General features: G+C 68.1%; 19 protein-coding genes. 8 read left to right on the plus strand and 11 right to left on the minus strand.

The window, feature by feature from the left end:
- Nucleotides 1–10: 10 nt before the first annotated feature.
- Both dctA and IPM80_22930 read right to left on the minus strand, forming a co-directional pair.
- Nucleotides 11–1,291, minus strand: coding sequence for a C4-dicarboxylate transporter DctA (gene dctA / locus IPM80_22925; protein MBK8961198.1), 1,281 nt, complete (start codon nt 1,289–1,291; stop codon nt 11–13).
- Nucleotides 1,284–2,369, minus strand: coding sequence for a zinc-binding dehydrogenase (locus tag IPM80_22930; GenBank protein MBK8961199.1), 1,086 nt, complete (start codon nt 2,367–2,369; stop codon nt 1,284–1,286). The genes dctA and IPM80_22930 overlap by 8 nt, the downstream gene beginning before the upstream one ends.
- Nucleotides 2,370–2,523: 154 nt before the next feature.
- Between IPM80_22930 and ftsH the strand changes: the two genes are divergently transcribed.
- The 4 genes from ftsH (at nt 2,524) to IPM80_22950 (ending at nt 6,673) form a co-directional block, all read left to right on the plus strand.
- Nucleotides 2,524–4,335, plus strand: coding sequence for an ATP-dependent zinc metalloprotease FtsH (gene ftsH, locus IPM80_22935; protein MBK8961200.1), 1,812 nt, complete (start codon nt 2,524–2,526; stop codon nt 4,333–4,335).
- A 166-nt stretch (nt 4,336–4,501) separates the two neighbouring features.
- The gene (locus tag IPM80_22940) at nt 4,502–5,437 is read left to right on the plus strand and encodes a hypothetical protein (GenBank protein MBK8961201.1); all 936 of its coding nucleotides are present in this window, start codon (nt 4,502–4,504) and stop codon (nt 5,435–5,437) included.
- Nucleotides 5,430–5,954: a hypothetical protein gene (locus IPM80_22945; protein MBK8961202.1), complete on the plus strand. Its 525-nt coding sequence runs from the start codon at nt 5,430–5,432 to the stop codon at nt 5,952–5,954. Before IPM80_22940 ends, IPM80_22945 begins: the two co-directional genes overlap by 8 nt.
- On the plus strand, nt 5,951–6,673 hold the full coding sequence (locus tag IPM80_22950) for a queuosine precursor transporter (protein ID MBK8961203.1): 723 nt from the start codon (nt 5,951–5,953) through the stop codon (nt 6,671–6,673). Before IPM80_22945 ends, IPM80_22950 begins: the two co-directional genes overlap by 4 nt.
- Before the next feature lie 162 nt (nt 6,674–6,835).
- Here IPM80_22950 and IPM80_22955 read toward each other — a convergent pair whose 3' ends face one another.
- A complete protein-coding gene (locus IPM80_22955) occupies nt 6,836–7,819 on the minus strand; it encodes a flippase-like domain-containing protein (protein ID MBK8961204.1) in 984 nt (327 codons plus the stop codon).
- A 19-nt stretch (nt 7,820–7,838) separates the two neighbouring features.
- Nucleotides 7,839–8,606: a glycosyltransferase family 2 protein gene (locus IPM80_22960; protein MBK8961205.1), complete on the minus strand. Its 768-nt coding sequence runs from the start codon at nt 8,604–8,606 to the stop codon at nt 7,839–7,841.
- Nucleotides 8,607–8,892: 286 nt separating this feature from the next.
- On the opposite strand from IPM80_22960, the gene IPM80_22965 reads away from it, so the two are divergent.
- From IPM80_22965 to IPM80_22975, 3 genes are read left to right on the plus strand one after another with little or no spacing between them, the layout of a single operon-like run.
- A complete protein-coding gene (locus IPM80_22965) occupies nt 8,893–9,570 on the plus strand; it encodes an ABC transporter ATP-binding protein (GenBank protein ID MBK8961206.1) in 678 nt (225 codons plus the stop codon).
- On the plus strand, nt 9,567–12,092 hold the full coding sequence (locus IPM80_22970; GenBank protein ID MBK8961207.1) for an FtsX-like permease family protein: 2,526 nt from the start codon (nt 9,567–9,569) through the stop codon (nt 12,090–12,092). Before IPM80_22965 ends, IPM80_22970 begins: the two co-directional genes overlap by 4 nt.
- Before the next feature lie 29 nt (nt 12,093–12,121).
- Nucleotides 12,122–13,213, plus strand: a complete 1,092-nt coding sequence (locus IPM80_22975) for a carotenoid 1,2-hydratase (GenBank protein ID MBK8961208.1) — start codon at nt 12,122–12,124, stop codon at nt 13,211–13,213.
- Nucleotides 13,214–13,247: 34 nt separating this feature from the next.
- Here the strand turns inward: IPM80_22975 and IPM80_22980 are convergent, their stop codons facing one another.
- Nucleotides 13,248–14,609, minus strand: coding sequence for an LOG family protein (locus IPM80_22980; GenBank protein MBK8961209.1), 1,362 nt, complete (start codon nt 14,607–14,609; stop codon nt 13,248–13,250).
- 195 nt (nt 14,610–14,804) lie between these two features.
- On the opposite strand from IPM80_22980, the gene IPM80_22985 reads away from it, so the two are divergent.
- Nucleotides 14,805–15,047 carry a hypothetical protein gene (locus tag IPM80_22985; GenBank protein ID MBK8961210.1) on the plus strand — a complete coding sequence of 81 codons (243 nt, stop codon included), beginning with the start codon at nt 14,805–14,807 and terminating at the stop codon, nt 15,045–15,047.
- A gap of 80 nt (nt 15,048–15,127) precedes the next feature.
- Here the strand turns inward: IPM80_22985 and galU are convergent, their stop codons facing one another.
- From galU to IPM80_23015, 6 genes are all read right to left on the minus strand, one after another.
- Nucleotides 15,128–15,997: a UTP--glucose-1-phosphate uridylyltransferase GalU gene (gene galU / locus IPM80_22990; protein ID MBK8961211.1), complete on the minus strand. Its 870-nt coding sequence runs from the start codon at nt 15,995–15,997 to the stop codon at nt 15,128–15,130.
- A 118-nt stretch (nt 15,998–16,115) separates the two neighbouring features.
- Nucleotides 16,116–17,930, minus strand: a complete 1,815-nt coding sequence (locus IPM80_22995) for a polysaccharide biosynthesis protein (protein ID MBK8961212.1) — start codon at nt 17,928–17,930, stop codon at nt 16,116–16,118.
- 81 nt (nt 17,931–18,011) lie between these two features.
- A complete protein-coding gene (locus IPM80_23000) occupies nt 18,012–18,998 on the minus strand; it encodes a glycosyl transferase (GenBank protein MBK8961213.1) in 987 nt (328 codons plus the stop codon).
- On the minus strand, nt 18,995–21,148 hold the full coding sequence (locus tag IPM80_23005; protein ID MBK8961214.1) for an NAD-dependent epimerase/dehydratase family protein: 2,154 nt from the start codon (nt 21,146–21,148) through the stop codon (nt 18,995–18,997). The genes IPM80_23000 and IPM80_23005 overlap by 4 nt, the downstream gene beginning before the upstream one ends.
- Nucleotides 21,145–23,091 (minus strand): asparagine synthase (glutamine-hydrolyzing), encoded by a 1,947-nt coding sequence (gene asnB, locus IPM80_23010; protein MBK8961215.1) that lies wholly within the window; start codon nt 23,089–23,091, stop codon nt 21,145–21,147. The genes IPM80_23005 and asnB overlap by 4 nt, the downstream gene beginning before the upstream one ends.
- Nucleotides 23,076–24,236 (minus strand): glycosyltransferase, encoded by a 1,161-nt coding sequence (locus IPM80_23015; protein ID MBK8961216.1) that lies wholly within the window; start codon nt 24,234–24,236, stop codon nt 23,076–23,078. Before IPM80_23015 ends, asnB begins: the two co-directional genes overlap by 16 nt.
- Between the last annotated feature and the right edge of the window lie 19 nt (nt 24,237–24,255).

Here is a 24,255-nt window from a genome sequence, read left to right on the forward strand (position 1 = left end):
CTGGCGTGCTTCAGCCGGCGCCGCGCAGCACCGCCTGCATGCGCGGTCTGTCCAGCGCGCCTTCCCAGCGCGCCACCACCACCGTCGCCACGCCGTTGCCGATGAAATTGGTCAGGGCGCGCGCCTCGGACATGAAGCGATCGATGCCGAGGATCAGGGCAAGGCCCGCCACCGGAATGCCGGGCACCACCGCGAGCGTCGCGGCGAGGGTGATGAAGCCCGCGCCGGTCACGCCCGAGGCGCCCTTGGAGGTCAGCATCGCCACGCCCAGCAAGGTCAGCTCTTCACGTAGCGTCAAGTCGATGTCCAGCGCCTGCGCGACGAACAGGGCGGCCATGGTGAGGTAGATATTGGTGCCGTCGAGATTGAACGAATAGCCGGACGGCACCACCAGGCCCACCACCGAGCGCTCGCAGCCGAGGCCTTCGAGCTTGTTCATGAGCGGCACCAGCGCCGCCTCCGAGGATGAAGTGCCGAGCACCGTCAGCAGTTCGTCCTTGATGTAGACCACGAAACGCACGATGTTGAAGCCGGTGGCGGCAGCAATGGCGCCCAGCACGCCCACCACGAACACGATACAGGTGAGATAGAAACTGCCCATCAACGCCGCCAGCGGTTTCAACGCGGCGATGCCGTAATTGCCGACCGTGAAGGCCATGGCGCCGGCCGCACCGAGCGGCGCGAGCTTCATGATGATGTTCATGATGGCGAACAGGGCCTGCGACACGGCGGCGATCACGGGCTGCAGGGTGTCGCGCGCCGGTCCAATCTTGAGCAGCGCCGCGCCGAACAGCAGCGCCAGCAGCAACACCTGCAACAGGTCGCCATTGCCGGTGAAGGCGTCGACGAAAGTGCGCGGAATGATGTGCAAGACGAAATCGGTCGCGCTCTGTTCGGAGGCCGCCTGGCTGTAGCGCGTCACCGCCTGGGCGTCGAGCGTCGCCGGGTCGATGTGAAAGCCGTGGCCGGGACGCAGCACGTGCATGACGACGAGGCCCAGCGCCAGGGCCGCGGTCGACACCACCTCAAAATAGATCAGCGCGCGCGCACCGACGCGGCCAACCTTGCGCATGTCGCCCGAACCGGCAATGCCCAGCACCACGGTGCAGAACACGATCGGGCCGATCAGCATTTTCACCAGCGCAATGAAGCCATCGCCGAGCGGCTTCAGGGCCACCGCCTGCTGCGGGTAGAAATGCCCCAACAACGCGCCGGCCGCGATCGCGACCAGCACGCGCAGGTACAAGCTGCCGCCTTCGCCGCCCGGCGGCGGCGCCACCTGCTCAGGCATGCCAGGGCTCGACCAGGATCTTGGCGTGGGTGTCGGGCGACGCGAGCGCCGCGAAGGCATCGGCCACGCCCTCGACGCCGACCGTGCCGGTGATGAGGGGAGCGACCGGCAACTCGCCTTCGGCGATGTGGCGCAGGGTCGCGGCGAATTCGTCGCCGCTGTAACCGAGCACGAACTGCACGTTCAATTCCTTGTTGATGCCGAACATCGGCTCGAAGCTGTCGCGCTGCATGCACACGCCCACCACCACGATACGCGCCCCGCTCACCGCGCCCACCATGATCTGTTCGATGACGCCCGGCACGCCCACGCACTCGAAGATCACCGCCGGCCGCAGGGCCGGGCCCGGCATCCACGGCGGCAATTTCGGCGCGCGGTCGGCATCGCGCCATACCGCCGCCTCGCGCCAGCTGGTGTAGGGCGAAGCCACCGCGGGGTCGACCACCACGTCGGCGCCCATGGCGAGCGCCAGTTCGCGCCGCCGCGCGGAGAAATCAGCGGCGACGATGGGCGCCACGCCGGCCAGCTTGAGCGCGGCGATGACCGCCAGCCCGACCGGCCCGCAGCCGATCACGAGCGGCACGTCGTCGCGTTCCAGGCGCGCCTTGGCGACCGCGTGCACACCCACCGCCATCGGCTCGGTAAGCGCCGCGTGCGCGGTCGCGAGGCCATTCGGCACCGGCAGCAGGAAAGGCGCGGCGAGGCGCATGTACTCGCCGTAGCCGCCGGGGTGATCGTTGGAATAGCCGATGGTCGCGAGCTGGCTGCCGCGGATCAGGACCGGCATCGCGCACACCCGCGCGCCACGCGCGACGCTGACCGGCGTGTCGGGGCCATAGTCGACGACCTCCGCGCAGAACTCGTGGCCCATCACCACCTCGCGCTCGAGGTCCATGATGAACGGCCCGCCGGATCGCGCCGCGCCTTCCACCAGTTCACGGGTGTGCTTCAAGGCATGCAGATCGGAGCCGCAGATGCCGCAGGCCAGGGTCTTGACCAGCACCTCGCCGCGACCGGGCTCGGGCATCGGCAGGTCTTCGACCTGCAAACGGTTGTGACGCATGACGGCGGCGCGCATGGCGGTTCCTCTCGATTCGGCAAACTGGCGATGCTATCCGAGCGTTCCGTGGCTGTGTAGGTGCGAATTCATTCGCGCATTCATTGGCGGGCGGCGCAGGATATCCTAGGCACGAATGTGCGAATGAATTCGCACCTACAGGCTGGCTTTCACCATGCACAAAACCCATCAAATCAATCTCAGCTATGCCTTGTTCGCCGTCATGCTGGTGGTGAGCTTCCACGCGTGGTGGGTCGAGTACTCGCAGGTCGAGCCCCTGCCCTACAGCGAGTTCGAGAAATACCTGCGCGACCAGCGCATCGCCGAGGTGCAGATCCGCGACCAGTACCTCGAAGGGCGCCTCAAGCAGCCGCTGGCCGACGGCCGCGAACGCTTCATCACGACCCGCGTCGAGCCGTCGTTCGCCGAGCACCTGGCGCGCTACGGCGTCAAGTTCACGGGCGTGGTGGAATCGAACTGGCTGCGTGACCTGATGGGCTGGCTGCTGCCGACGGTGTTCTTCGTGGTGGTGTGGATGTTCCTCATCCGGCGCATGGCCGAGAAGCAGGGCATGGGCGGCTTGATGTCGCTCGGCAAGTCCCACGCCAAGGTCTATGTCGAAACCGCCACGGGCGTCAGTTTCGACGACGTCGCCGGCGTCGACGAGGCCAAGCTCGAACTGCGCGAAGTGGTGGACTTCCTGAAATCGCCGGCCGAATACGGCCGCCTAGGCGCGCGCATTCCCAAGGGCGTGTTGCTGGTCGGCCCGCCCGGCACCGGCAAGACCTTGCTGGCACGTGCGGTGGCGGGCCAGGCCGGCGTGCCGTTCTTTTCCATTTCGGGCTCGGAGTTCGTCGAGATGTTCGTCGGCGTCGGCGCGGCGCGCGTGCGTGACCTGTTCGAACAGGCGCGCCAGACCGCGCCCGCCATCATCTTCATCGACGAACTCGACGCGCTGGGCCGCGCGCGCGGCGCCGGCCAATTCGGCGGCCACGATGAAAAGGAACAGACCTTGAACCAGTTGCTCACCGAGCTCGACGGCTTCGACCCCAGTACCGGCATCGTGCTGCTGGCCGCCACCAATCGCCCCGAGATCCTGGACCCGGCGCTGCTGCGCGCGGGGCGTTTCGATCGGCAGATCCTGGTCGACCGCCCCGACAAGATCGGACGGGTACAGATCCTGAACGTACACATCAAGAAGATCAGCCGCGACGGCGACGTCGACATCGAACAGGTCGCCGCCCTCACCCCGGGCTTCACCGGCGCCGATCTCGCCAACCTCGTCAACGAGGCCGCGCTGCTCGCCACCCGGCGTCGCGCCGCGACCGTGACCATGATGGATTTCAACAACGCCATCGAACGCATCGTGGCCGGCATCGAGAAACGCTCACGGCTGTTGAATGCCGAGGAACGCCGCACCGTCGCCTACCACGAGATGGGCCATGCGCTGGTGGCGGCGAGCCTGCCGGGCATGGACCCGGTGCACAAGATTTCGATCATTCCGCGCGGCATCGGCGCGCTCGGCTACACCATACAGCGCCCGACCGAGGAACGCTTCCTGATGTCGCGCCAGTCGCTGAAAGACAAGATGGCGGTGCTGATGGGCGGGCGCGCCGCGGAGGCGCTGGTGCTGGGCGAGATCTCGACCGGCGCCGCCGACGACCTCGACAAGATCACCGAGATCGCGCGCCACATGGTGATGCGCTACGGCATGGCCAGCGACATAGGCCAGGTGGTGTACGACGAAGGCAAGGAGCATTTCCTCGGCGGCGGTTTCAGCGGCGGCCCGATGCTGCGCGAACACAGCGAAGCGACCGCGCGCGAGATTGACCAGGCGGTACGCGCGCTGGTCGACGAGGCCAGTACGCGGGCGACAGCGATCCTCGACGAACGGCGCGCGCTGCTGGACGCAGGCGCGGAGAAACTGCTGGCGCGGGAGACCTTGACGGCGGATGAGTTGCCGTGGGCCAAACCGGCCACGATATGAATCGCGGAATCGATGGGTGTGTGGGTCCGACTTCAGTCGGTCATTCCAGCACTCACTGCGGCGCCCGACATCAAGCTGAAGCCTGACCCACGATGCCCAGGCGGCCCCATGACAAGCCGTTATTCTTTGTAGGACAATCGGGCGCATGACGGCAGGCCATTCATCCATGACGCCGCCCTTGGGCAGCTCCGCGCTGCTCGATCTCCTCTACTCCCAGCTTCACGATCACCGCGCCGCCGCCAGCATCGGCTGCTTGGGCGCGCTCGCCGAATTCCACGAGCCCGGCGCGGTCTTCAGCCGTGACCATCGCAGCCTCGCCGCGCGCAGTGCGCGCGGCGCGCTGGCCATAGAACTCACGGGCGATGAAGTGGCCTGCGCCTACGAAGCGCCGTCCGCCCACAGTGACGCCTGGCAGTACGGCATCGCGCTGCTGGCGCCGGGCCGCCGTGGCGCCGCGCGCAGCGCCTTGACCGAACTCGGGCCCGACCCCGCGGCATTGCACGACACCGAACGCGAACTGCCGCTGTTCGATCTCGGGCTGGGCGTGCCCAACGTCGACTATTGCGTACGCACCGGTGACGCGACGCTGGTGAAGGCCTTGCGTGCCCACTGCGGCACGTCGGTGGTGGCGCCCGGGCACGCGCTGCAACAACTGCTGATCGAAGCCAGCCCGACGCGCGTGGTGATGTCGCCGCTGGCGCGCATCGAGGTCTACCAGGCCATTGCACGCGACCGCACTCCGCAAGGCTCGCACACCCACCTGCTGCCGGCCTTGCTGCATCGTCGTCGCACCCACGCCGCCAACCTGCCGTTGCCGCCGCGCGCCCTGCCGCTGATGACGCTGCATCCGCAAAATCCGCTGTTCGACGACGAAGGGCAGCGACGCGGCTTCGATGCCGAGGCCTTTGCGCGCTTCGAATCCCTGCTCGCGCGCCACGGCCTGCCGGATTACGTCAACGCCAAGCATGCGCTGCGCGCGGCGCTCGACGCCGGCGAACAGCACGTCCGTCCGCGTACCCGCATCGCCCGCGCTGCATTGCGCGCGGCACTGCGCCAGGCCCGCTACCTGCACCCCGCGCGTGACAATGCGGCGCGTGGCTGAGCGCGCGCGCTGCCTGGTCGGCCTGTGGCTCAGCCTGTTGGTCGCGACGGCCCACGCCGCCGATGATGCGCCCTTCACGCTGACGCCACCGCCGAGCCTGCGCGCCGCGCCGGTCGCTCGCGCCGCCAGCGGCAACACCTACGCATGGCTGCCGGCCAATCTCAAGCAGCCGCTGCGGCTCATGATCACCACCATGCCCGCGAGCGAAATCCGCCATCGCCTCGGTGCCTTGAGCGACAGCCAGTGCATCCGCCTGTTCCTCGACGAGATCCGTCGTGAACATCAACAGTTCTTCGCCGTCGACATGGGTACGCCGCTGGCATTGGGCGCCAGCGAGCTGCGCCGCGTGCGCTGGACCGGCAACCGCAACGGCCGCACCCTGACCGGCGTATTGAGCTGCGGTGAAATGCACGGCTACTACTACGTGGTGCACTACACCGACGCCATAGAGCACGCGACCGAGAGCTTTCCCGCCATCCGCGCCAGCTTGAAATCGCTGCGCACCGGCGCTCGATGAGCGGCCGTCACTACCGCTATTACGACATGCTGATGGCGGGCTTCGTCGCCGTGCTGCTGTGTTCGAATCTCATCGGCCCGGCCAAGGTCTGCGCCATCGATCTGCCGTTCGCCATCCCCTTCACCGGCGAGCGCCTGGTGTTCGGCTCGGGCAACATGTTCTTCCCCATCAGCTACATCTTCGGCGACATCCTCACCGAGGTGTACGGCTTCGCCCGTGCGCGCAAGGTCATCTGGGCGGGCTTCGGCGCGATGATCTTCGCCACCGTCATGTCGCAGGTCGTGATCAATCTGCCGCCCGCCAGCGAGGAGCCTTTCAACGCCGTGCTGCAGCCGGCGCTCGAAGTGGTATTCGGCGGCACCTGGCGCATCGTGGTGGCGTCCATCGTCGCGTTCTGGATTGGCGACTTCGTCAACGCGTACGTGCTGGCGCGCATGAAAGTGTGGACGGCCGGTCGCTGGCTGTGGACACGCACCATCGGCTCCACCGTGCTCGGCCAGGGCGTCGACAGCATCGTGTTCTATCCCATCGCCTTCTACGGCATCTGGGCCACCGACAGTCTCATGACCGTGCTGCTGTTCAACTTCCTGTTCAAGATCTCGGTCGAAGTGCTGATGACGCCCATCACCTACCTGGTGGTGAACCATCTCAAGCGCGCCGAGAACGAGGACTACTTCGACCAGCGCACGGACTTCACGCCGTTTTCGCTGAAGGATTGAAAGGCTGGGGAGAGCCATCGAAGCGGTTGGTCGAATGTCAGACTGAAGTCTGACCCACAGACAGGATGCAGAGCTGAAGCCGGCACGACTCGCGGGCAAGCACCTTGGGTCAGACTTGAGTCGACACCCAGCTCCACGATTCAACGCGGATTGCGCGCGCCCCTACGCCGACCTGACGCGCGCGACGCCGCTGAACACCTTGCGCGCCGAGCGCAGCGCGAGGATGGCCGCACCCACCACCGTCACCGAGCCGAACAGGCAGGCCTGCACCGCGCCGGCGGCGACGATGCCGGAGGATTCCGGCAGTTGGAAGGCGCGCATGGCGATGGCGAACACCAGTTGATAGGTGCCGAGATAGCCGGGCGCGGTCGGCACCAGCGTGCTGAGCGAGGCGATCCCCATCACCAGCATGGCCTGGCCGAGTTCGAGGTGTACCGCGAGCGCGCGGAAAGCCTGTACCAGCGCCGCCACTTCGAACGACCAGATGATCGCGCTCAGCAACACCGCGAGCAGCGCCGAGCGACGATTGAGGCTGGCAACGCCGGCGCTGAAATCGTGGCATAAGGTCATCACCTGCGCCGGGATGCGCAGGCGGCCGAGATTGCCGGCGCGCAGCACCGCCAAGGCCAGCACCGCCACGCCGATGATGACGCCCGCATTCAGCGCCACCATTTCGAAGGTCGGCAATCGCGCGGCGTGGTCCGCGTAGTAGACCACCACCAGGCCACCGCCGAGACAGGCGAGGATGGCGACGAGATCCAGCACGCGCTCGATGACGATGGAGCCGAACACGCGCGCGCGTCCGATGCCGAGGCGACGCTTGGCATAGGCGGCGCGCGCCACTTCGCCGAGGCGCGCCGGCAACACGTTGTTGACCGCGTAGCCGACCACCAGGGTCTCGGCCACCGCCGGCAACGGCGCCGGCCCGAGTTCGCGCAGCAGCAGCTGCCAACGCAACACACGCAGGGACAGCGCCACCCAGTACAGCAGTGTCGACAACAACATCAGCGAGGGGTCGAGACTGGCGACGGCGCTGCGCAGCTCGTCGACATCGACCTGGCGCAGCGCCAGCCACAGGAAGCCGGCTCCGACGGCCAGCCCCAGTACGGCCAGCAGCGAGTTCTTGACGAGCGCGGAACGTGCCACCGGCCGGCTCACCCGCGCACTAGAGATCGAAACGATACTTGACGAGGTACCACAGCGCCTTCACGCCGTCCTTCCAGTTGATCTTCTTGCCCTCGTCGTAGGTGCGACCGTAGTAGGAGATGCCCATCTCGTAGATGCGCCAGCGCTTGGCGCGGGCGAACTGCGCGCTGAACTGCACCTCGATGCCGAAATCGCGCGCCGAAAGCCTGAGCGTGTTCAACACCTCGCGGGTGAACATCTTGTAGCAGACCTCGATGTCCGACAGGGTCTGGTTGTAGAGCGCGTTGAACAGGAAGGAGATCAGGCGATTGGCCATGTAGTGATGAAAATACAGGGCGCGGTGCGGGCGGCCGTAGAAGCGCGAGCCGTAGACCACGTCGGCGACCTGGCGCACGGCGATGAGGTCGTACATGCCCACCCAGTCCTGCGGGTCGTATTCGAGATCGGCGTCCTGGATGACCATCACGTCGCCGCTGGCGGCGGCGAGGCCGGTCTGCAGCGCGCCGCCCTTGCCGAGATTGGTGTCGTGATACAGCACGCGCACGGTGAAGCGGGTGTTGCCGGCCACCACTTTCATGTCGCCCTGCGCGTCGAGTTCGAGGGCGGCGTTGTCACCGTTGAGGCCATCGACCTGCGCGCGCAGCCAGTCGCGGGTGCCGTCACGCGAGCAGTCATCGACGATCACGACTTCCTTTTCGACGTGCGGCAAGGCCGCCATCACCTTGACCAGGCACGGACCGATGGTGTGCCGCTCGTTGTAGGCGGGGATGACGACGCTCAATTTCATGGTTGTCCCTAATCGGCCGCCGGTGGGCAGTCCTTGAATCGCACTGCACCGTAGAGCATCACCCCGGGGACGGTCAACGTGGCCTGGCGGCCGAGGGGACAAAAAAAGCCCCGCGCGGGGCGGGGCTCAATCATGAGGAGGAAAACACGATGAGCCGACTCTACGCCCGGCTCCGACCGCCATCCGGAACTGCTTCACTTCGAATGTGGAACATTGTGATTTCCGCGCGTGGCGCGCGCCGGGTGACGGGTTTGCCGACCACAGGCCGCTCGCTTAACCTTGGCCGATGACCGCCCCGCCCCTGCTCCGCGCCACGTCCCTGTCACGCATCTACACCACCGCCGGCGCGCGGAGCTCGATCCTCAGCGGCCTCAATGTTGAACTTCGCGGCGGCGAAATCGTGGCGGTGGTGGGGCGCAGCGGCTCGGGCAAGACCACGCTGCTCAATCTCATCGGCGCCATGGACCGGCCCGACAGCGGCCGGCTCGAATTCGAAGGCGAGGACATGAGCGCCTGGGACGACCGCGCACGTACCGCCTTTCGTCGCGCCCGCTTAGGCTTCGTGTTCCAGGCCTTCAACCTGCTGCCGACCCTGACGGTGCGCGAGAACATCGCGCTGCCGCTGGAGCTCAACGGCTTGCCCGAAGCGGCGCGCGTGGCGGAACTGCTCGACGAACTGTCCATTGCGGCGCTGGCCGATCGCTTTCCCGATCAGATCTCCGGCGGCGAGCAGCAGCGCACCGCCATTGCGCGCGCCATCGCCCATCGTCCGCGGTTGATCATCGCCGACGAGCCGACCGGCAATCTCGATCGCGACACTGGCCGCGAAGTCATCGCGCTGTTTGAACGCTGCGTGCGCGCGGCCGGCGCGACGCTGTTGATGGCCACCCACAGTGACGAGATGCTCGGCCACGCCGACCGCGTGCTGGAACTGCGCGACGGCGCGCTCAGCGCCCGCCCGTGATGCTGTTGTGGCGCGCCAGCCTGCGCTTCCTGACGCGCCACCCGGCGCAATGCGCGCTGGCCGTCAGCGGCATCGCGCTCGGCGTCGCCATCGTCATCGGCATCCTGCTCACCCAGGCCAGCGCCCGTCAGGCCTTCGCCGAGTCCTTGCGCAGCGTGTTCGGCAACGCCAGTCATTACGTGGTGGCCATCGACGGCGACGATTTCGATGAAAGTGCGCTGGCGCTGATCCGGCGCATTGCGCCACAGATGATGCCGGCCGCCATTGTCAGCGGCACGCTGCGGGTCGACAGCGCGACTGGCCAGCGCGCCGTGCAGGTGCTGGGCGTCGACGCGCTCGCCATGCGCGGCGAACTCGATGTGCGTCGCCTGGGCTGGACGAAGTTCCTGACCGCGCCGGGCGCGATGTTGATGACCGCCCACGGCGCGCAACGCCTGGGCCTGCAAAGCAAGGCGCGACTCACCGCGCGCCACGACGATCATGGTCATGTGCTGGAACTCATCGCCACGCTGGCCACCAACGATGCCGTGGCGTCGAGGCTGGCCGACGACGTGGCGCTGGTCGACATCGCCAGCGCGCAGGAATGCCTGCACAAGGCCGGGCGCCTGACACGCATCGAACTCGATGCCGGCAACGACGCCGACGCGGCCGCCACGCTGGCGAGCCTCACCCAGGCCCTGCCCCGGCACCTCGGGATCATCGACGCCGGACGCCAGGCGCGTGGCGCGCGCAACCTGACCGACGCCTTCTACACCAACCTCGATGCACTGAGCCTGCTGGCGCTGCTGGTCGGCGGCTTCATGATCTACAACACCATGGCCTTCCTGGTCATGCAGCGCCAGTCGCTGTTCGCGCGGCTGCGCGCGCTGGGCGTGACGCGCGCCGCGCTGGCGCGCCTGGTCGTGGCCGAAGCGCTCGCGCTCGGACTGCTCGGTGGCGTATGCGGTTGTGTGCTGGGCTATGTCCTGGCGCGTGCGCTGATGGCGCCGGTGGGCCAGACCTTGCGTGATCACTACCTCGCCACCGGCGGCGGACAACTGGTGTTCCCGGTCATGCTGGCGGTGCTCGGCGTGGCGCTGGCGGCCATCACCACGCTGCTGGCCGCGGCGCTGCCGGCGTGGTCGGCGCTGCGCGCCGATCCGGCCCACGCCGCGCGCTACTCGGTGAGCGCCGACAGCGCCGCGCGTGGCCTCGGGCGCGCGGCGTGCGCAGGCCTTGCCTGTGTACTGCTGGCCATCGCCCTGCTCGGCTTGTCGTCGCGTTCGCTCTACGCGGGTTTCGCCGCGCTCGGCGCCTGCATCCTCGCCGCCATGCTGCTGGTGCCATGGCTCACGCAGCGCGGCCTCGGCCTGCTCGCCCATCGCCACGCGCGCCTGCGTCCGCTGCCCTTGCGCCTCGCGGTGCGCGGCGCGGCGCGCTCCATGGGCCGCATCGGCATGGCGGTGGCGGCGCTGATGGCGGCCACCGCCACCAGTGTCGGCGTCGGCCTCATGGTGGCGAGCTTTCGCGGCGCGGTCGATGACTGGTTGAGCCAGCTGCTGCGCGCCGAGATCTACATCTCGCCGGGCTTCGACGAACAGGCGCCGCCGCGCATCGACGAGCGCTTCATCGCCACCGTGACACGGCTGCCGGAAATCGCGACGGTGTCGAAGATCCGCCGTGCGCGGCTGCTCGATGGCGATGGCGAACTGCGCGTCGCGGCCTATGAATTGCCCGTCGAAGCGCAACGCGGCTTCCAGTTCCTGCACGGCGTCGCGCCGTGGCCGGCGTGGTCGACGCAGGACGTCGCGATGATCTCCGAGCCGCTGTCCTGGCACCTGCAAAAGCAGGTCGGCGATGTCATCGAGATCCCGACGCCGCGTGGACGCCGCGCGTTCCGCATCGCCGGCATCTACAGCGATTACGGCAGCGAGAGCGGCGTGGTCGCCATCAGCCTCGCGCGCTTTCGTCACTACTGGCAGGACGAGCGCGTGCATGGCATAGGCATCTATCCACGCGCGCGGGTCGACAGCGCGAGACTCGAAGCAACACTGACGCGCCTGCTGCCGAACGACGGCAGCCTGGCGGCGTGGTCGAACGCCACGCTGAAAGCGCGCTCGCTGGCGGTCTTCGATCGCACCTTCGCCATCACCCATGTGCTGACGCTGTTCGCCGCCGCCATCGCCGCGCTCGGCGTGTTCAACGCCCTGCTCGCCCTGCACCTCGAGCGCGGTCGCGAGTACGCCATGCTGCTGGCCACCGGGCTGTCGCCCGCCGCCCTGCGCGCCACGCTCTACCTGCAAACCGCCGTCATTGCCGTGCTCGCCGCCTGCCTCGCGCTGCCGCTGGGCGTGCTGGTGGCGAAGCTCCTGATTGCCGTCATCAACATCCGCTCGTTCGGCTGGAGCATGCAGCTCAGTCTCGATGTGCGCGCGCTGCTGATGCCGGCCGGCGGCGCCTTGCTGGCAGCGCTCGCCGCCACCGTCTACCCGGCCGAGCGCGCGGTGCGCATCGACCCGGCCACGGCGCTGCGTTATGAGTAGGGCACGCTGGCTGCTGCTGGTCGCGTGGCGTGGCGCTGGCGCTGGTCCTGCTGCGCGGACATCGCACGGTGGCGCCACCGGCGCGCGGCGAAGACAGCGCCATCGCCGCGCTCAGCGCCGATGCTGACGACCATGGCTTCGCGCGCGCCGAGGCGCCACGCCCATTCGTGTTTCCGCGCGACCACGCCGTGCACGCCGATTTCCGCTCGGAATGGTGGTACTTCACCGGCCACCTGCGTGATGCCACCGGCCGCCCCTTCGGCTTTCAGCTGACGCTGTTCCGCTTCGAACTCGCGGCGCTTACCGCGCCCTCGGCATCGGCATGGCGCACGCCGCGCGTGTTGCTCGGGCACTTCGCGCTCAGTGACATCGAGGGCCAACGCTTCCACGCCTTCGAACGCATGAGCCGCGCCCTGCCCGGCATGGCCGGCGTGTCGGAGACGCCGCCGGCGGTATGGCTGGATGACTGGCGTATCGCACTCGACGGCGACGGCCGCTGGCATCTGCACGCCGCGCAGCAAGGCCAGGCGCTCGATCTCGTGCTCGACGAAAAAAGCGCGGTGGTGCTGCAGGGTGAGCAAGGACTGTCACGCAAGAGCGCGACGCGCGGCAACGCGTCCTACTACTACTCGATACCGCGCCTTGCGGCGCAGGGCACGCTGACGCTGGCCGATGGCCGGCACGAGGTCAGCGGCGAAGCGTGGCTGGATCGCGAATGGAGCACCAGCGCGCTGTCGCGCCAGCAGGCGGGCTGGGACTGGTTCGCGGTGCAACTCGCCGACGGCGCCAGCCTCATGTTCTATCGCCTGCGACAACACGATGGCGGCAGCGACACGTTCAGCGCCGGCACCTATGTCGACAGCGCGGGGCGTCAACATGCACTCGGCGCGAACGACGTGCGCATCACCGTCCAAGGTAGGTGGACGAGCCCCCACAGCGGGCGCCGCTACCCCCAGGGTTGGCGGCTCGAGGTGCCCGCTCACCGCCTCGATATGCAACTCGCGCCACGCCTCGCCGACCAGGAATGGCGCGGCCGCTTCAAGTATTGGGAAGGCGCGGTGAGCGTAACGCGCGACGGCCAGGCGGCGGGGCTGGGCTACGTGGAGATGACCGGGTATTGACCATGCGGTGCGCGGACGGATTCGCGCATTCGCCTCAACGCACGATTTCGTAACAGGGCCGATAGGCCCGTCCCGGCAGCTTCATGCGGTGCTGGGCGACGAAGCGCGCCAGCATCGCGTCCAGCGCCGTCATGATGGCCTGCTCGCCGCGGATCCTGAACGGTCCGTGGGCCTCGACGGCGGCGATGCCGGCCTCCTTCACGTTGCCCGCCACGATGGTGGAGAACACGCGACGCAGGTTCGAGGCCAGGGTATGGCGCGGCAGGTCGCGGGACAGTGCCAGGCTTTCGATGTTGCCATGGGTCGGCGCAAACGGCGCCTGGTAGCTGTTGTCGATGACCATGCGCCAATTGAAATACGGCGCGTCGTCCTGCTGGTCGCGGTAGGCCAGCACGTTGCGGATCTCGACCTGCTGGATGTCGGCCACGGCGTGCGGGTCGCCGACCACGATGCGATAGCGGTCGGCGATTTCCGGCCCCAGCACCAAGCGAATGAATTCATCCAGCGAAGCGAAATAATCGGCGCTCTCGGGCGGCCCGGTCAGCACCACCGGCAGCGGCTGGGCGGCGTTGTCGGGGTGGGCGAGCAGGCCCAGCAGGTAGAGGATCTCCTCGGCCGTGCCGACCCCGCCCGGAAATACCACGATGCCGTGGGCGAGGCGCACGAAGGCCTCCAGGCGCTTCTCCATGTCCGGCATGATGACCAGCGCGTTGACGATGGGGTTGGGCGCCTCGGCGGCGATGATGCCGGGCTCGGTGATGCCGATGTAACGGCCATTGCCGATACGCTGCTTGGCATGGGCGATGGTGGCGCCCTTCATCGGCCCCTTCATGGCGCCCGGACCGCAGCCGGTGCACACGTCCAGGCCGCGCAGACCGAGCGCATAGCCCACTTCCTTGGTGTAGTCGTACTCGATGCGATTGATGGAGTGGCCGCCCCAGCACACCACCAGGCCATTGCGCGCGTCGGGCGTCAGCACGCCGGCGTTGCGCAGGATCTTGAATACCGCGTCGGTGATGCCGCCCGGCGTCGACAGGTCGAACTGCACGCCGCGCTCGAGTTCATGGGTGATGTACAGGATGTCGCGCAGCACCGCGAACAGGTGCTCGCGCACGCCGCGGATCATCTGCCCGCCGACGAAGGCCGTGGCCGGCGCGTTGCGCAGGTTCAGACGCAGGCCACGGTCGGCCTGCACCAGGCTGACGTCGAAATCGCGGTAGCGCTCGTAGAGGTCGCGCACGTCGTCGATCTCGGCGCCGCTGGACAGCACCGCCAGCGCGCAGCGGCGGAACAGGTCGTGCAGAGGTTGGTTGCCGCCGCGGCACAGAGCATTGACCTCACGCTGGGACAGGATGGCGAGACTGGCCTCGGGCGCGACCGTGGCGTGGGCGATCACGCGGCCGTTGTCGAACAGGGAATGTGATCGGTCAGACATTTCGAATGCGTTCAATTAGCTTTGGGAGTTGAAGTCGTTTCCGACAATCCTATATTATTTCCGTCAAGATCAGCGTTTTAAACGATCATCATAAGGTCGTGGATCCGAAAAGACTGATAATGGACTTATTTGGTGGACGATCGGAGGTCACCAGGCATGAGAAGCGGCACCCATTCGGAAGGTTGGAACGACCTCGTCGAGGAGCTCAAGCAGCTCGAATCCTTTTTCCCACTGCTGGGCTCGGATAACGAGCGCGAGGAGCTGGAGGAAGAGGTGCAGGAGCTGGAAGAACTGATCGCCGCCGCCGGCGAGCCGGAAGACGAGCATTCCCTGCGCGCCCTGACCTTCCTGCAGACCGAACTGGCGCGCAAACGCGCCATGCTCGACTACATATTCTGAGTCCGTCGCCCACGCGTCTGCGCGTGGGCCATCCCGTCGCTTGCCGGGGCTGCATTCGCCGCCCCGATCGCCGCTGAGCCTCAGCCCTGGCGCCTAGCCAGCCAGGCCGCGAATTCCGGCGCCACTTCCGGGTGCTTCATCGCAAGGTCGACCGTCGCCTGCAGGTAGCCGAGCTTGGAGCCGCAGTCGTAGCGCGTGCCCTTGAACTGGTAGGCCAGCACCTGCTGGCTGGCCAGCAGGGTCGCAATGCCGTCGGTCAGCTGGATCTCGTTACCGGCGCCACGCTTGGTGGTGGCGAGGATGTTCATGATCTCCCCCGGCAGGATGTAGCGCCCGACCACCGCCAGCGTGCTCGGCGCGACCGCCGGCTTGGGCTTTTCAACGATGCTGGTGATGCGACTCAGGTGTTGGTTGATGACCTCGGTGGCGACGATGCCGTACTTGTCGGTGTCTTCACGCGGCACCGGCTGCACGGCTATCACGCCGCACTGGTGCTGGTCGTACATTTCCACCATCTGCTTGATGCAGCCGGTGCCGTGGCCGTCGATGAGGTCATCGGCCAGCAGCACCGCGAACGGCTCGTTGCCGACCGCCGGCCGCGCGCACAGCACCGCGTGCCCCAGGCCCAGGGGCTCGGCCTGGCGGATATAGGTGCAGGACACGTGGGGCGGCAGGATGTTGCGCACGATGTCCAGCAGCTTGTGCTTGTTGGCCTTCTCCAGCTCGCTTTCGAGCTCGTAGGCCTTGTCGAAATGATCCTCGATGGAGCGCTTGGTGCGCCCGGTCACGAAGATCAGCTCTTCTATGCCCGCTTCCACCGCTTCCTCGGCGGCGTACTGGATGAGCGGCTTGTCGACCACCGGCAGCATTTCCTTGGGATTGGCCTTGGTCGCGGGCAGAAATCGCGTGCCGAGACCAGCGACGGGAAATACGGCTTTTCTGACTTTCATGGAAAGTAACTGCTCCTGATTTATCTCGATATCACTAGTGACCCTGTAGGTGCGAATTCATTCGCACACCAAGGATGGCCATTCGATCGCGTCACTGGATGTGCGAATGAATTCGCACCTACACGGGCCCGCGGTTGAAGGCGATGACCTTGGCGGTGTCGGTGGCGCCCGGCTGCACGACGCCGAGATCCGGCACCGCTTCGCGCAGCAGGCGCTCGATGGCCGCCTCGTCGAAGGTCTCGACCGCGCGCGCCAGCGCTGCGAGCAGCTCGGCCAGCTGCCGCGGCTCGACTTCCACGTGCTGGGCAAGGCGAATCTTGTGATGCGGCGTCGGCGTCAGCTTTTCGGCGTCGAGGAACAATTCCTCGTTGAGCTTCTCGCCCGGCCGCAGGCCGGTGTAGACGATCTCGATGTCGACACGAGGCTCGCGGCCCGACAGGCGAATCATCTGCTCGGCGAGATAGGTGATGTTGACCGGCTCGCCCATGTCGAGCACGAAGATCTCGCCGCCGCTGCCGACCGTTGCCGCCTGCAGGATCAATTGGCTGGCCTCGGCGATGGTCATGAAATAGCGGCGCGCCTCGGGGTGGGTGACGGTGACCGGTCCGCCGGCGGCGATCTGCGCCTGGAACAAGGGCACCACGCTGCCGGCCGAACCCAGCACATTGCCGAAACGCACGGTGATGTAGCGAGTGGCGGCGCGGCGTTTGCGTGTTTCGCACAACAGTTCGGTCAGGCGCTTGGTGGCGCCCATGATGCTGCTCGGGCGCACCGCCTTGTCGGTCGAGATCAGCACGAAGCTGCCGGTGCCGTGACGCTCGGCGGCCTCGACCATCTCCAGCGTGCCGAACACGTTGTTGCGCACCGCTTCGCGCGCCTGGTTCTGCAGTATCGGCACATGCTTGTAGGCGGCCGCGTGCAGCACCAGCGCCGGCTTGAAACGCTGAAAGACGTGTTCCACCGCCGCGCGATCGCACACATCGCCCAGCACGAAGTCGAGATGACGCGCCGGATAGGCGCCGCGCAGTTCGCGTTCGATGAGATAGAGATTGTGTTCGGACTGTTCGAACACCACCAGCCGCTCGACCCCCAGCGCCACCACCTGGCGACACAGCTCCGAGCCGATCGAGCCGCCGCCGCCGCTGACCAGCACCACCTTGCCGGCCAGCGCCGATTGCACGCGCTGCCAGTCGAGCACGACCTTGTCGCGCCCCAGCAGATCGTCGATTTTCACGTCGCGCAAGGCATTCATGCTGGCGCGGCCGGACACCATGTCGTGCAATTGCGGCAGGGTGCGGAAAGGTTTGCCGCTCGCTTCGCACAGTTCGACGATGTGGCGCATCTGCGCGCTGCTGGCGCTCGGAATGGCGATGATGATGATGTCGGTGTCGCGGCGTTTGACGACCTGCGGAATGTCGGCGATGCGCCCCAGCACCGGCACGCCGTGGATGCGCGAACGGGCCAGTCGCGCATCGTCGTCGACGATGCCCACCGGCAGGTAGCCGCCGTCGCGCAGCATGTCGCGCACCACGCCTTCGCCGCCCTCGCCGCCGCCCACCACCAGCACGCGGGTCGCGGCGGTGACGCTGCGCAGGTTGAAGGAGTGATCCTTCCACAGGCGGAACGCCAAACGCGGCCCGCCCAGCAGCGCCATCAGGAACAGCGGGTAGAGCACGAACATCGAGCGCGGAATATTGACCAGGCGACTGATGAGGAACAGCGACAGGCCGATGCACACCGTGCCCAGCACCGCCGCGCGGATGATGTTCCACAGGTCCTTCAGGCTCGCGAAACGCCACAGGCCGCGATACAGACCGAAGCGCCAGGCCAGCGCCGCCTGCACCGCCACCACCACCGGCAATGCCATGAGGCCGGCATGCAGGTGCTGCGGGGGCGGCACGGCGAAATTGAAACGCGCGCACAAGGCCAGCATCCACGCCAAGGCGATGGCCAGCAGGTCATGCAGGATGATCTTGAGACGGGGCGTGAACGACACCGGTTCAGCGCTCCGGGTTCATGAACGGGACAGTGGCAAGGTGCGATGCAGCCATAGCCAGATGATAGCAAGAAGCCCATACACCGGCAGTGCAACAGCCGCGCCGTGGGCGCGCGCCAAGGCCGCCGCCGGCCAACACAGGAGCACGAGCAAGGTTGCCAGCACGACGCTCAATCGCGCGGGCGACCAGCCCTGCAACACCAGGCGTTGATAGACATGCTCGCGATGCGCGCGCCACACCGGCACACCGCGCAAGGCGCGCGCCAGCAGCGTCAGGCTCGCATCGGTCACGAACGGCGCGACCAGCACCAGCCCCGACCACGGCACGCCCTGCCCGCGCGCCGACAGCATCACCAGCGCGGCCAATTCGAAGCCGAGAAAGTAGCTGCCCGCGTCGCCGAGGAAGATGCGCGCCGGATGCCAGTTCCAGCGCAGGAAACCGAGCGCCGCGCCGGCTATCGCCACCGCCGCGAGCGCCGCGCCGGTGTCGCCCGCCATGACAAACAAGGCGGCCAGGCCCAGCGCGGCGGCGCCGGCCTGCACGCCCGCCACGCCATCGGCGCCGTCCATGAAGTTGAACAGGTTGACCGCCCACACCAGCGCCAGGCCGCACAGCGCCCGCTCGGCCCAAGCGTATTCGGCCGGCAATGCGCCGTAGACGAACACCAGACTCAACAAGGCTTGTACGCCGAAACGCATCGCCACGCCGCGACTGGCGCGATCGTCGGCCCAGCCGAGCGCCGCGAAACCAAGCGCCACCGCCGTCATGACCCACGGCGCGGGGCCGGACCATACACCACTCGCGAGCAGCGCGATGTGCATGGCCAGCACCACCGCCGCGATCGCGAGGCCGGCGCCGCGCGGCACCGGCGCCGCGTGCAGGCTGCGCGCATTGGGCACGTCGATGACCGCCGCGCCTTGCAACAGCGGAATGAGGCGCCGGGTCGCCGCCGCGCAGGCCAGCGCGGCAAGCAGCAACACCGCGAGGCACTCGAACACGATCATGGGTTCGCGTCGCGCCAGGCCGCGCAGGTGATGGCCATCGCCTGCTCGAACGACAGGTCCGCGTGCCAGTCGAGCTCACGCTCGATGGCGCGCGTGTCGACCACCAGGTTGCCGCCCAGGCGTCGCAGTCGCGTGCCGATGCCGGGCACGGCCGATGCGAGCGCCAACAGCGTCGCCGGCACGGCCACGAGCCGCGGCCGCACACCGAGACCGCGTGCCATGGCGCGCACCAGTTCGGCGGTCGAGACCTCGACGTCGGCCAAGGTATAACAACGCACGCCCGGCGTGGCGATGCCGAGCGCACGCACGATGGCGGCGGCGAGATTGTCTACGTAGACGAGGCTGCGCCGGTTATCGAGCGCGGCAAACGGCAAGGGCACGCCGCGCGCCACCAGCGACATGAGACGCGGCAGGTTGCCCTTCTGCCCCGGTCCGTAAACCAACGGCGGTCGCAGTATCGTCAGCGCGCCGTCGACGCCGCGCCACGCGGCCGTCAAGGCCTGTTCCGCGGCGAGCTTGCTGCGCCCGTAGTCGTCTGCCGGCGCCGGCGCATCATCCGCGCTGTAGCGATGCAGACGCTCGCCATCGCGCGGCGAGGATTCACCGTTGACCTTGATGGAACTCAGGTACACGAAGCGCTGGATGCCGACCTCGGCGGCGGCCACGGCCAGCGCGCGACTGACATCGACATTGAGCGCGTGAAAGTGCGCACTCGATGCGCCGCGCGTGCCGTCATGGGTGACGGCGGCGAGATGCGCGACGGCATCGACACCGGCGAGCCACGGCCGCCAATCGGCGACCGCGGTGAAATCACCGACCGCGCGCACCTGCCGCACCTCCGGCAGTGCGCATGCGTCGCGCACCAGCGCTATCACTTCCACGCCACGCGCGGCCAGCGCACGACACAGCACACGGCCCACGAAACCGTTCGCACCGCTGACCAGCACGCGCTTCGGCCCGGCGCCGCCGACCTCGTCGATGACAATGCGCGCGTTCATGCTCGGCCACCGAGCTGCCGGTAGAGCGCCAGGGTCTGGTCGGCGATGCGTGCGAGGGTGAATTCGCGTTCGACTTTCGCGCGCGCCGCCAGCGCGCAGCGCGCCGCCAGCGCGGCATCGTCGAGCATGCGCAGCAGGGGCCGCCGCCAAGGCCTCGGCATCCTGCGCCGGCACCACGAGACCGGTCTCATCGGCGATGCAGATCTCGCGACAGCCGGGCACGTCGGTGGCGACCAGTGGACGCGCGCAGGCCGCCGCTTCCAGCAGGGCGCGCGGCAAGCCCTCGCGCCACGACGGCAGGCACACGATATAGGCCTGCGCGTAGACCGCCGCCATGTCGCGCCGATGGCCCCACCATTCGACCGCGCCCGTGGCCAACCACGCGTCGAGATCGCGAGCATCGACCGCGCCGGGATTGGCGGTGTCGTGGGCGCCGACCAAAACGAAGCGCACGTCCGGCCGCTGCGCACGCACGATGGCGGCGGCGGCCACGAATTCATACACGCCCTTGTCGCGCAGCACGCGTGCCGGCAGCACCACCAGCGCGCCGTCGCGCGGCGGCAGCGGCGTGGCGGGAAACTCGGCGAGGTCCAGCCCCGCCCCGGCGATGATACTGGCGCGTCGCGGCGAGGCGATGCCGCAGCGAGTCAGCAGTTCGAGATCGTCGCGATTCTGCGCCAGCACCCAGGCGTCGTCGCGGCGCGCGACCGACGCCAGCAGACGAATGACCAAGGGCTTCAACAGGCGCGCGAGACCGGCACGCGATGAAAAGATGTAGCCGAGGCCGGTAAACGCCAGCACCGCCGGACAGGCGCGCGGCAGCAGGCGCAAGGCCAGCCCGCCAAGCAGGATCGGTTTCAGCGACACGAGGTGCACCAGGCTAGGCGCGAGTTCACGCATCACGCCGCGCAAGGTCAACAACAGGCGCAGATCGCGCCACGGATAGGTGAGCGCGCGTTCGAAGGGCAAGGCCACGAACTCGAGACCGAGAGCGCGTATCGCCGCCGCGTGTTCGCTTTCGCGGGCCGCTACCACCACGCGCCAGCCGGCGTCGCGCGCACGCTGCGCGAGGCCCACGCGGTGCGACATGAAATACCAGTCCTCCGTCACCACGAACAACAGGCAGGGGCGCGCATCATTGGCTGGCGTCATGACATGCCGCCCCAACGCGCGCGCCAGCACTCGAACATCAGCAGCGCCCACAAGACGTGTTGATGGTTGCGACGGCCGGACAGGTGTTCCTGCCACAGGCGCTGCACGGTCCGCGCGTCGAGCAAGGCTGCCGCGCGCAGGCGCGACTCGCTGAGCAGATCGCCCGCCCACGTGCGCAAGGGGCCGCGCAGCCAGGCATCCAGCGGCACCGCGAAACCGGCCTTGGCGCGCTCGGTGAGAGCCGGCGGCACGTAGCGTGACAGCACTTCGCGCAGCACCCATTTCGACTGGCCACCGCGCAGCTTCATGGTCGGTGGCAAACGCCAGGCCAGCGCCACCACCTCGTTGTCGAGAAACGGCACGCGGGTTTCGAGACTGGCGGCCATCGCTGCGCGGTCGACCTTGGTGAGGATGTCGCCCGGCAGGTAATCGAGCGCATCGGCGAACATCATGGCGCCGGCATCATCGAGCGCTGCAGGCGCGACGAATTTGGTGGACCAACGCTTGCCCTGCGTACCCAACACCAGTTCGAGGCCCGAACCGAGTTCGGCGGCGGCAGCGTGCATGGCCGCGAGATCCGACGCGGCGGCGAGACGCGCGAGCTTGTGCAGGCGGTCGCCCGGCGCACCAAAGCGCAGACGCGCGGGCAACAGCGGCGCAAGGCCGAGCAGCACGCGATCCCAATGCGCGGGCGCGATGCCGCCGGCGGTCTTGATCAACAGCGCGCGCAGCGGCGCCGGCAAGGCGCGCAAGCGACGCCAGGTATCGAGCGCGAGCCCGTAGCGCAAGTAGCCGCCGAACAATTCATCACCACCGTCGCCGGTGATGGCGGTGGTGACGCTGCGCCGCGCCAGCGCCGCCACCAGCACGCTCGGGATCTGCGAGGAATCGGCGAAGGGTTCGTCGTAAATGTCGGCCAGGCGCGGAATGACGGCCTGCGCTTCGGCGGCGCTGATGCATTGCTCGGTATGCTCGGTGCCGAGATGCTGCGCGACCGCGCGCGCATGGGGCGCTTCGTCGTAGCCCGCTTCGGCGAAGCCGATGCTGAAGGTGCGCACCGGCCGCGACGACGCGCGCTGCATGAGCGCCACCATCAGCGACGAATCGATACCGCCCGACAGCAGCGCGCCGAGCGGCACGTCGGCCACCATGCGCATCTCGACCGCGCGCGCCAGCGTGTCGTGCACCGCGCTCACTGCCTGCGCATCGCTCATCGACGACGCACCCGGCGCCGCCCGTTCAATCTCGTCGGCCAGTGACCAATAGGCGCGTGACGTCGGCAGCGTCGGCAGTGCGGCGCGCGCGATGCTCAGCAGGTGCCCCGCCGGCAGCTTGGCCACCCCATCGAAGATGCTGGCCGGCTCGGGAATGTAGTTGCGGCGAAAGTACGCCGCCAGCGCGTCGCGGTCGAGCGCGGGCGTGCGCCCATGCAGGCACACCAGCGCCTTCAATTCCGAGCCGAACAACAAGGCGCCGTCCAGCACGCCGTAGTACAGCGGCTTCTCGCCGAAGCGATCGCGCGCCAGGTGCAAGGTCTCGGTCTGGCGGTCCCACAGCGCCAGCGCGAACATGCCGTTCAGGCGCGGCAGGCAGGCGGCGAGACCATCGCGCGCGATGGTTTCGAGCAGCACCTCGGTATCGGAATGACCGCGCAGCGCCACGCCGTCGCGCTCGAGCTCGGCGCGCAGGCTTCTGAAGTTGTAGATCTCGCCGTTGAACACCAGCACGTAGCGGCCGTCGCGTGAACACATGGGCTGCGCGCCGGTGGGCGTCAGATCGATCACCGCCAGGCGACGATGGCCGAGCCACAGGCCGGCCGCGGCGTCATGCCATTCGCCGCGCGCATCGGGGCCGCGATGGCTGAGCGTGTCGAGCGCGCGCGCCGCCGCGGCGGCGTCCACCGCGTTTCGGTCCGCGCGCAGCGCGCCTAGGATGCCGCACATGAGGAGTCTTTCGCGCGCGCCAGCACCGTGTCGTAGAGCGTGCGATAGGCGTTGACGGTGACATCGAGACTGAAACGCTCGAGCGCGCGCGCACGTGCCCGGCTACCCAGCGCCGCGCGCGCCGCTGCCGGCGCCGCCAGCACTTCGAGCAAGCCTTCGGCCAGCGCCGCCGCATCGCGCGGTGGCACCACTCGCCCGCTGTCGCCGATGATGGCGGCGACGTCGCCGACGTCGGTCGCGACGAACGGCACCGCGCAGGCCATGGTCTCGACGATGACATTGGGAAATGCCTCGGTGCGCGACGACAGCACGCCGACGTCGAGGCCGGCGAGCAAGGCCGCCATGTCGTGGCGAAAGCCGAGCAGACGAAAGTCTTGCGCGTGACCGCTGCCTTCAATCAAGCGTCGCAGCTCGACATTGCCCGCATCCATGCCCTCACCGCACAGCACGAAGCAGGTCGCCGGGCGCGCTTTCAGCACGCGTGCCGCCGCCGCACACAGCAGCGCGTGATCTTTATCCGCATGCCAGCGCGCCGGCATGCCCACCAGCAAGGTCTCCGGCGTCACGCCCAACAGGCCGCGCAGGCGCACGCCGGCAGCCGCGTCGGGACGGAAGTGTTCGAGGTCGACGCCGTTGGTGATCACTTCGAACAAGTCGGCGGGAAAGCCGGCCGCGATACGCGCGCGGCGGCCGGCCTCGGAGCAGCTCACCACCCGCGTCGGCACACGGTTCGCAAGCCAAGCGCAGGCGCGCAGCGCCGCGCGCGTGGTGAGCGGCGTGGTGGCGGCATCGATCTCGGCCTGGTGCACGCCCCAGATCACCGGCACGCCGAGCGAGTAACGCGCCACCAGGCCAGCGAGCAGATCGGCATGACACAGCCAGGTCTGCACGACATCGGGCGCAAAAGCCTGCAGCGCGCGGCGCAGCGCCACGAGGCCGCGCGGCACATCGAAGATACCGCGCACACCGAGTTCCACCACCGGCACGCCGCGCGCCCGCAGCTGCGTCGCCAATGGCCCGCCGCTGGTCAGGGAAACGACCTTGAGTTGATGATCCCTGGCCAGCGCCGCGCACAGGCGCAGCAGCATGAACTCGGCGCCGCCCGCGCCGAGGCCGGTAATGACGTGGCCGAGGCGCATGCTCATGCCCGCGTTCCGGCGGGCC

Source organism: Pseudomonadota bacterium (assembly GCA_016719885.1).
In the GTDB taxonomy this organism is placed as follows: domain Bacteria; phylum Pseudomonadota; class Gammaproteobacteria.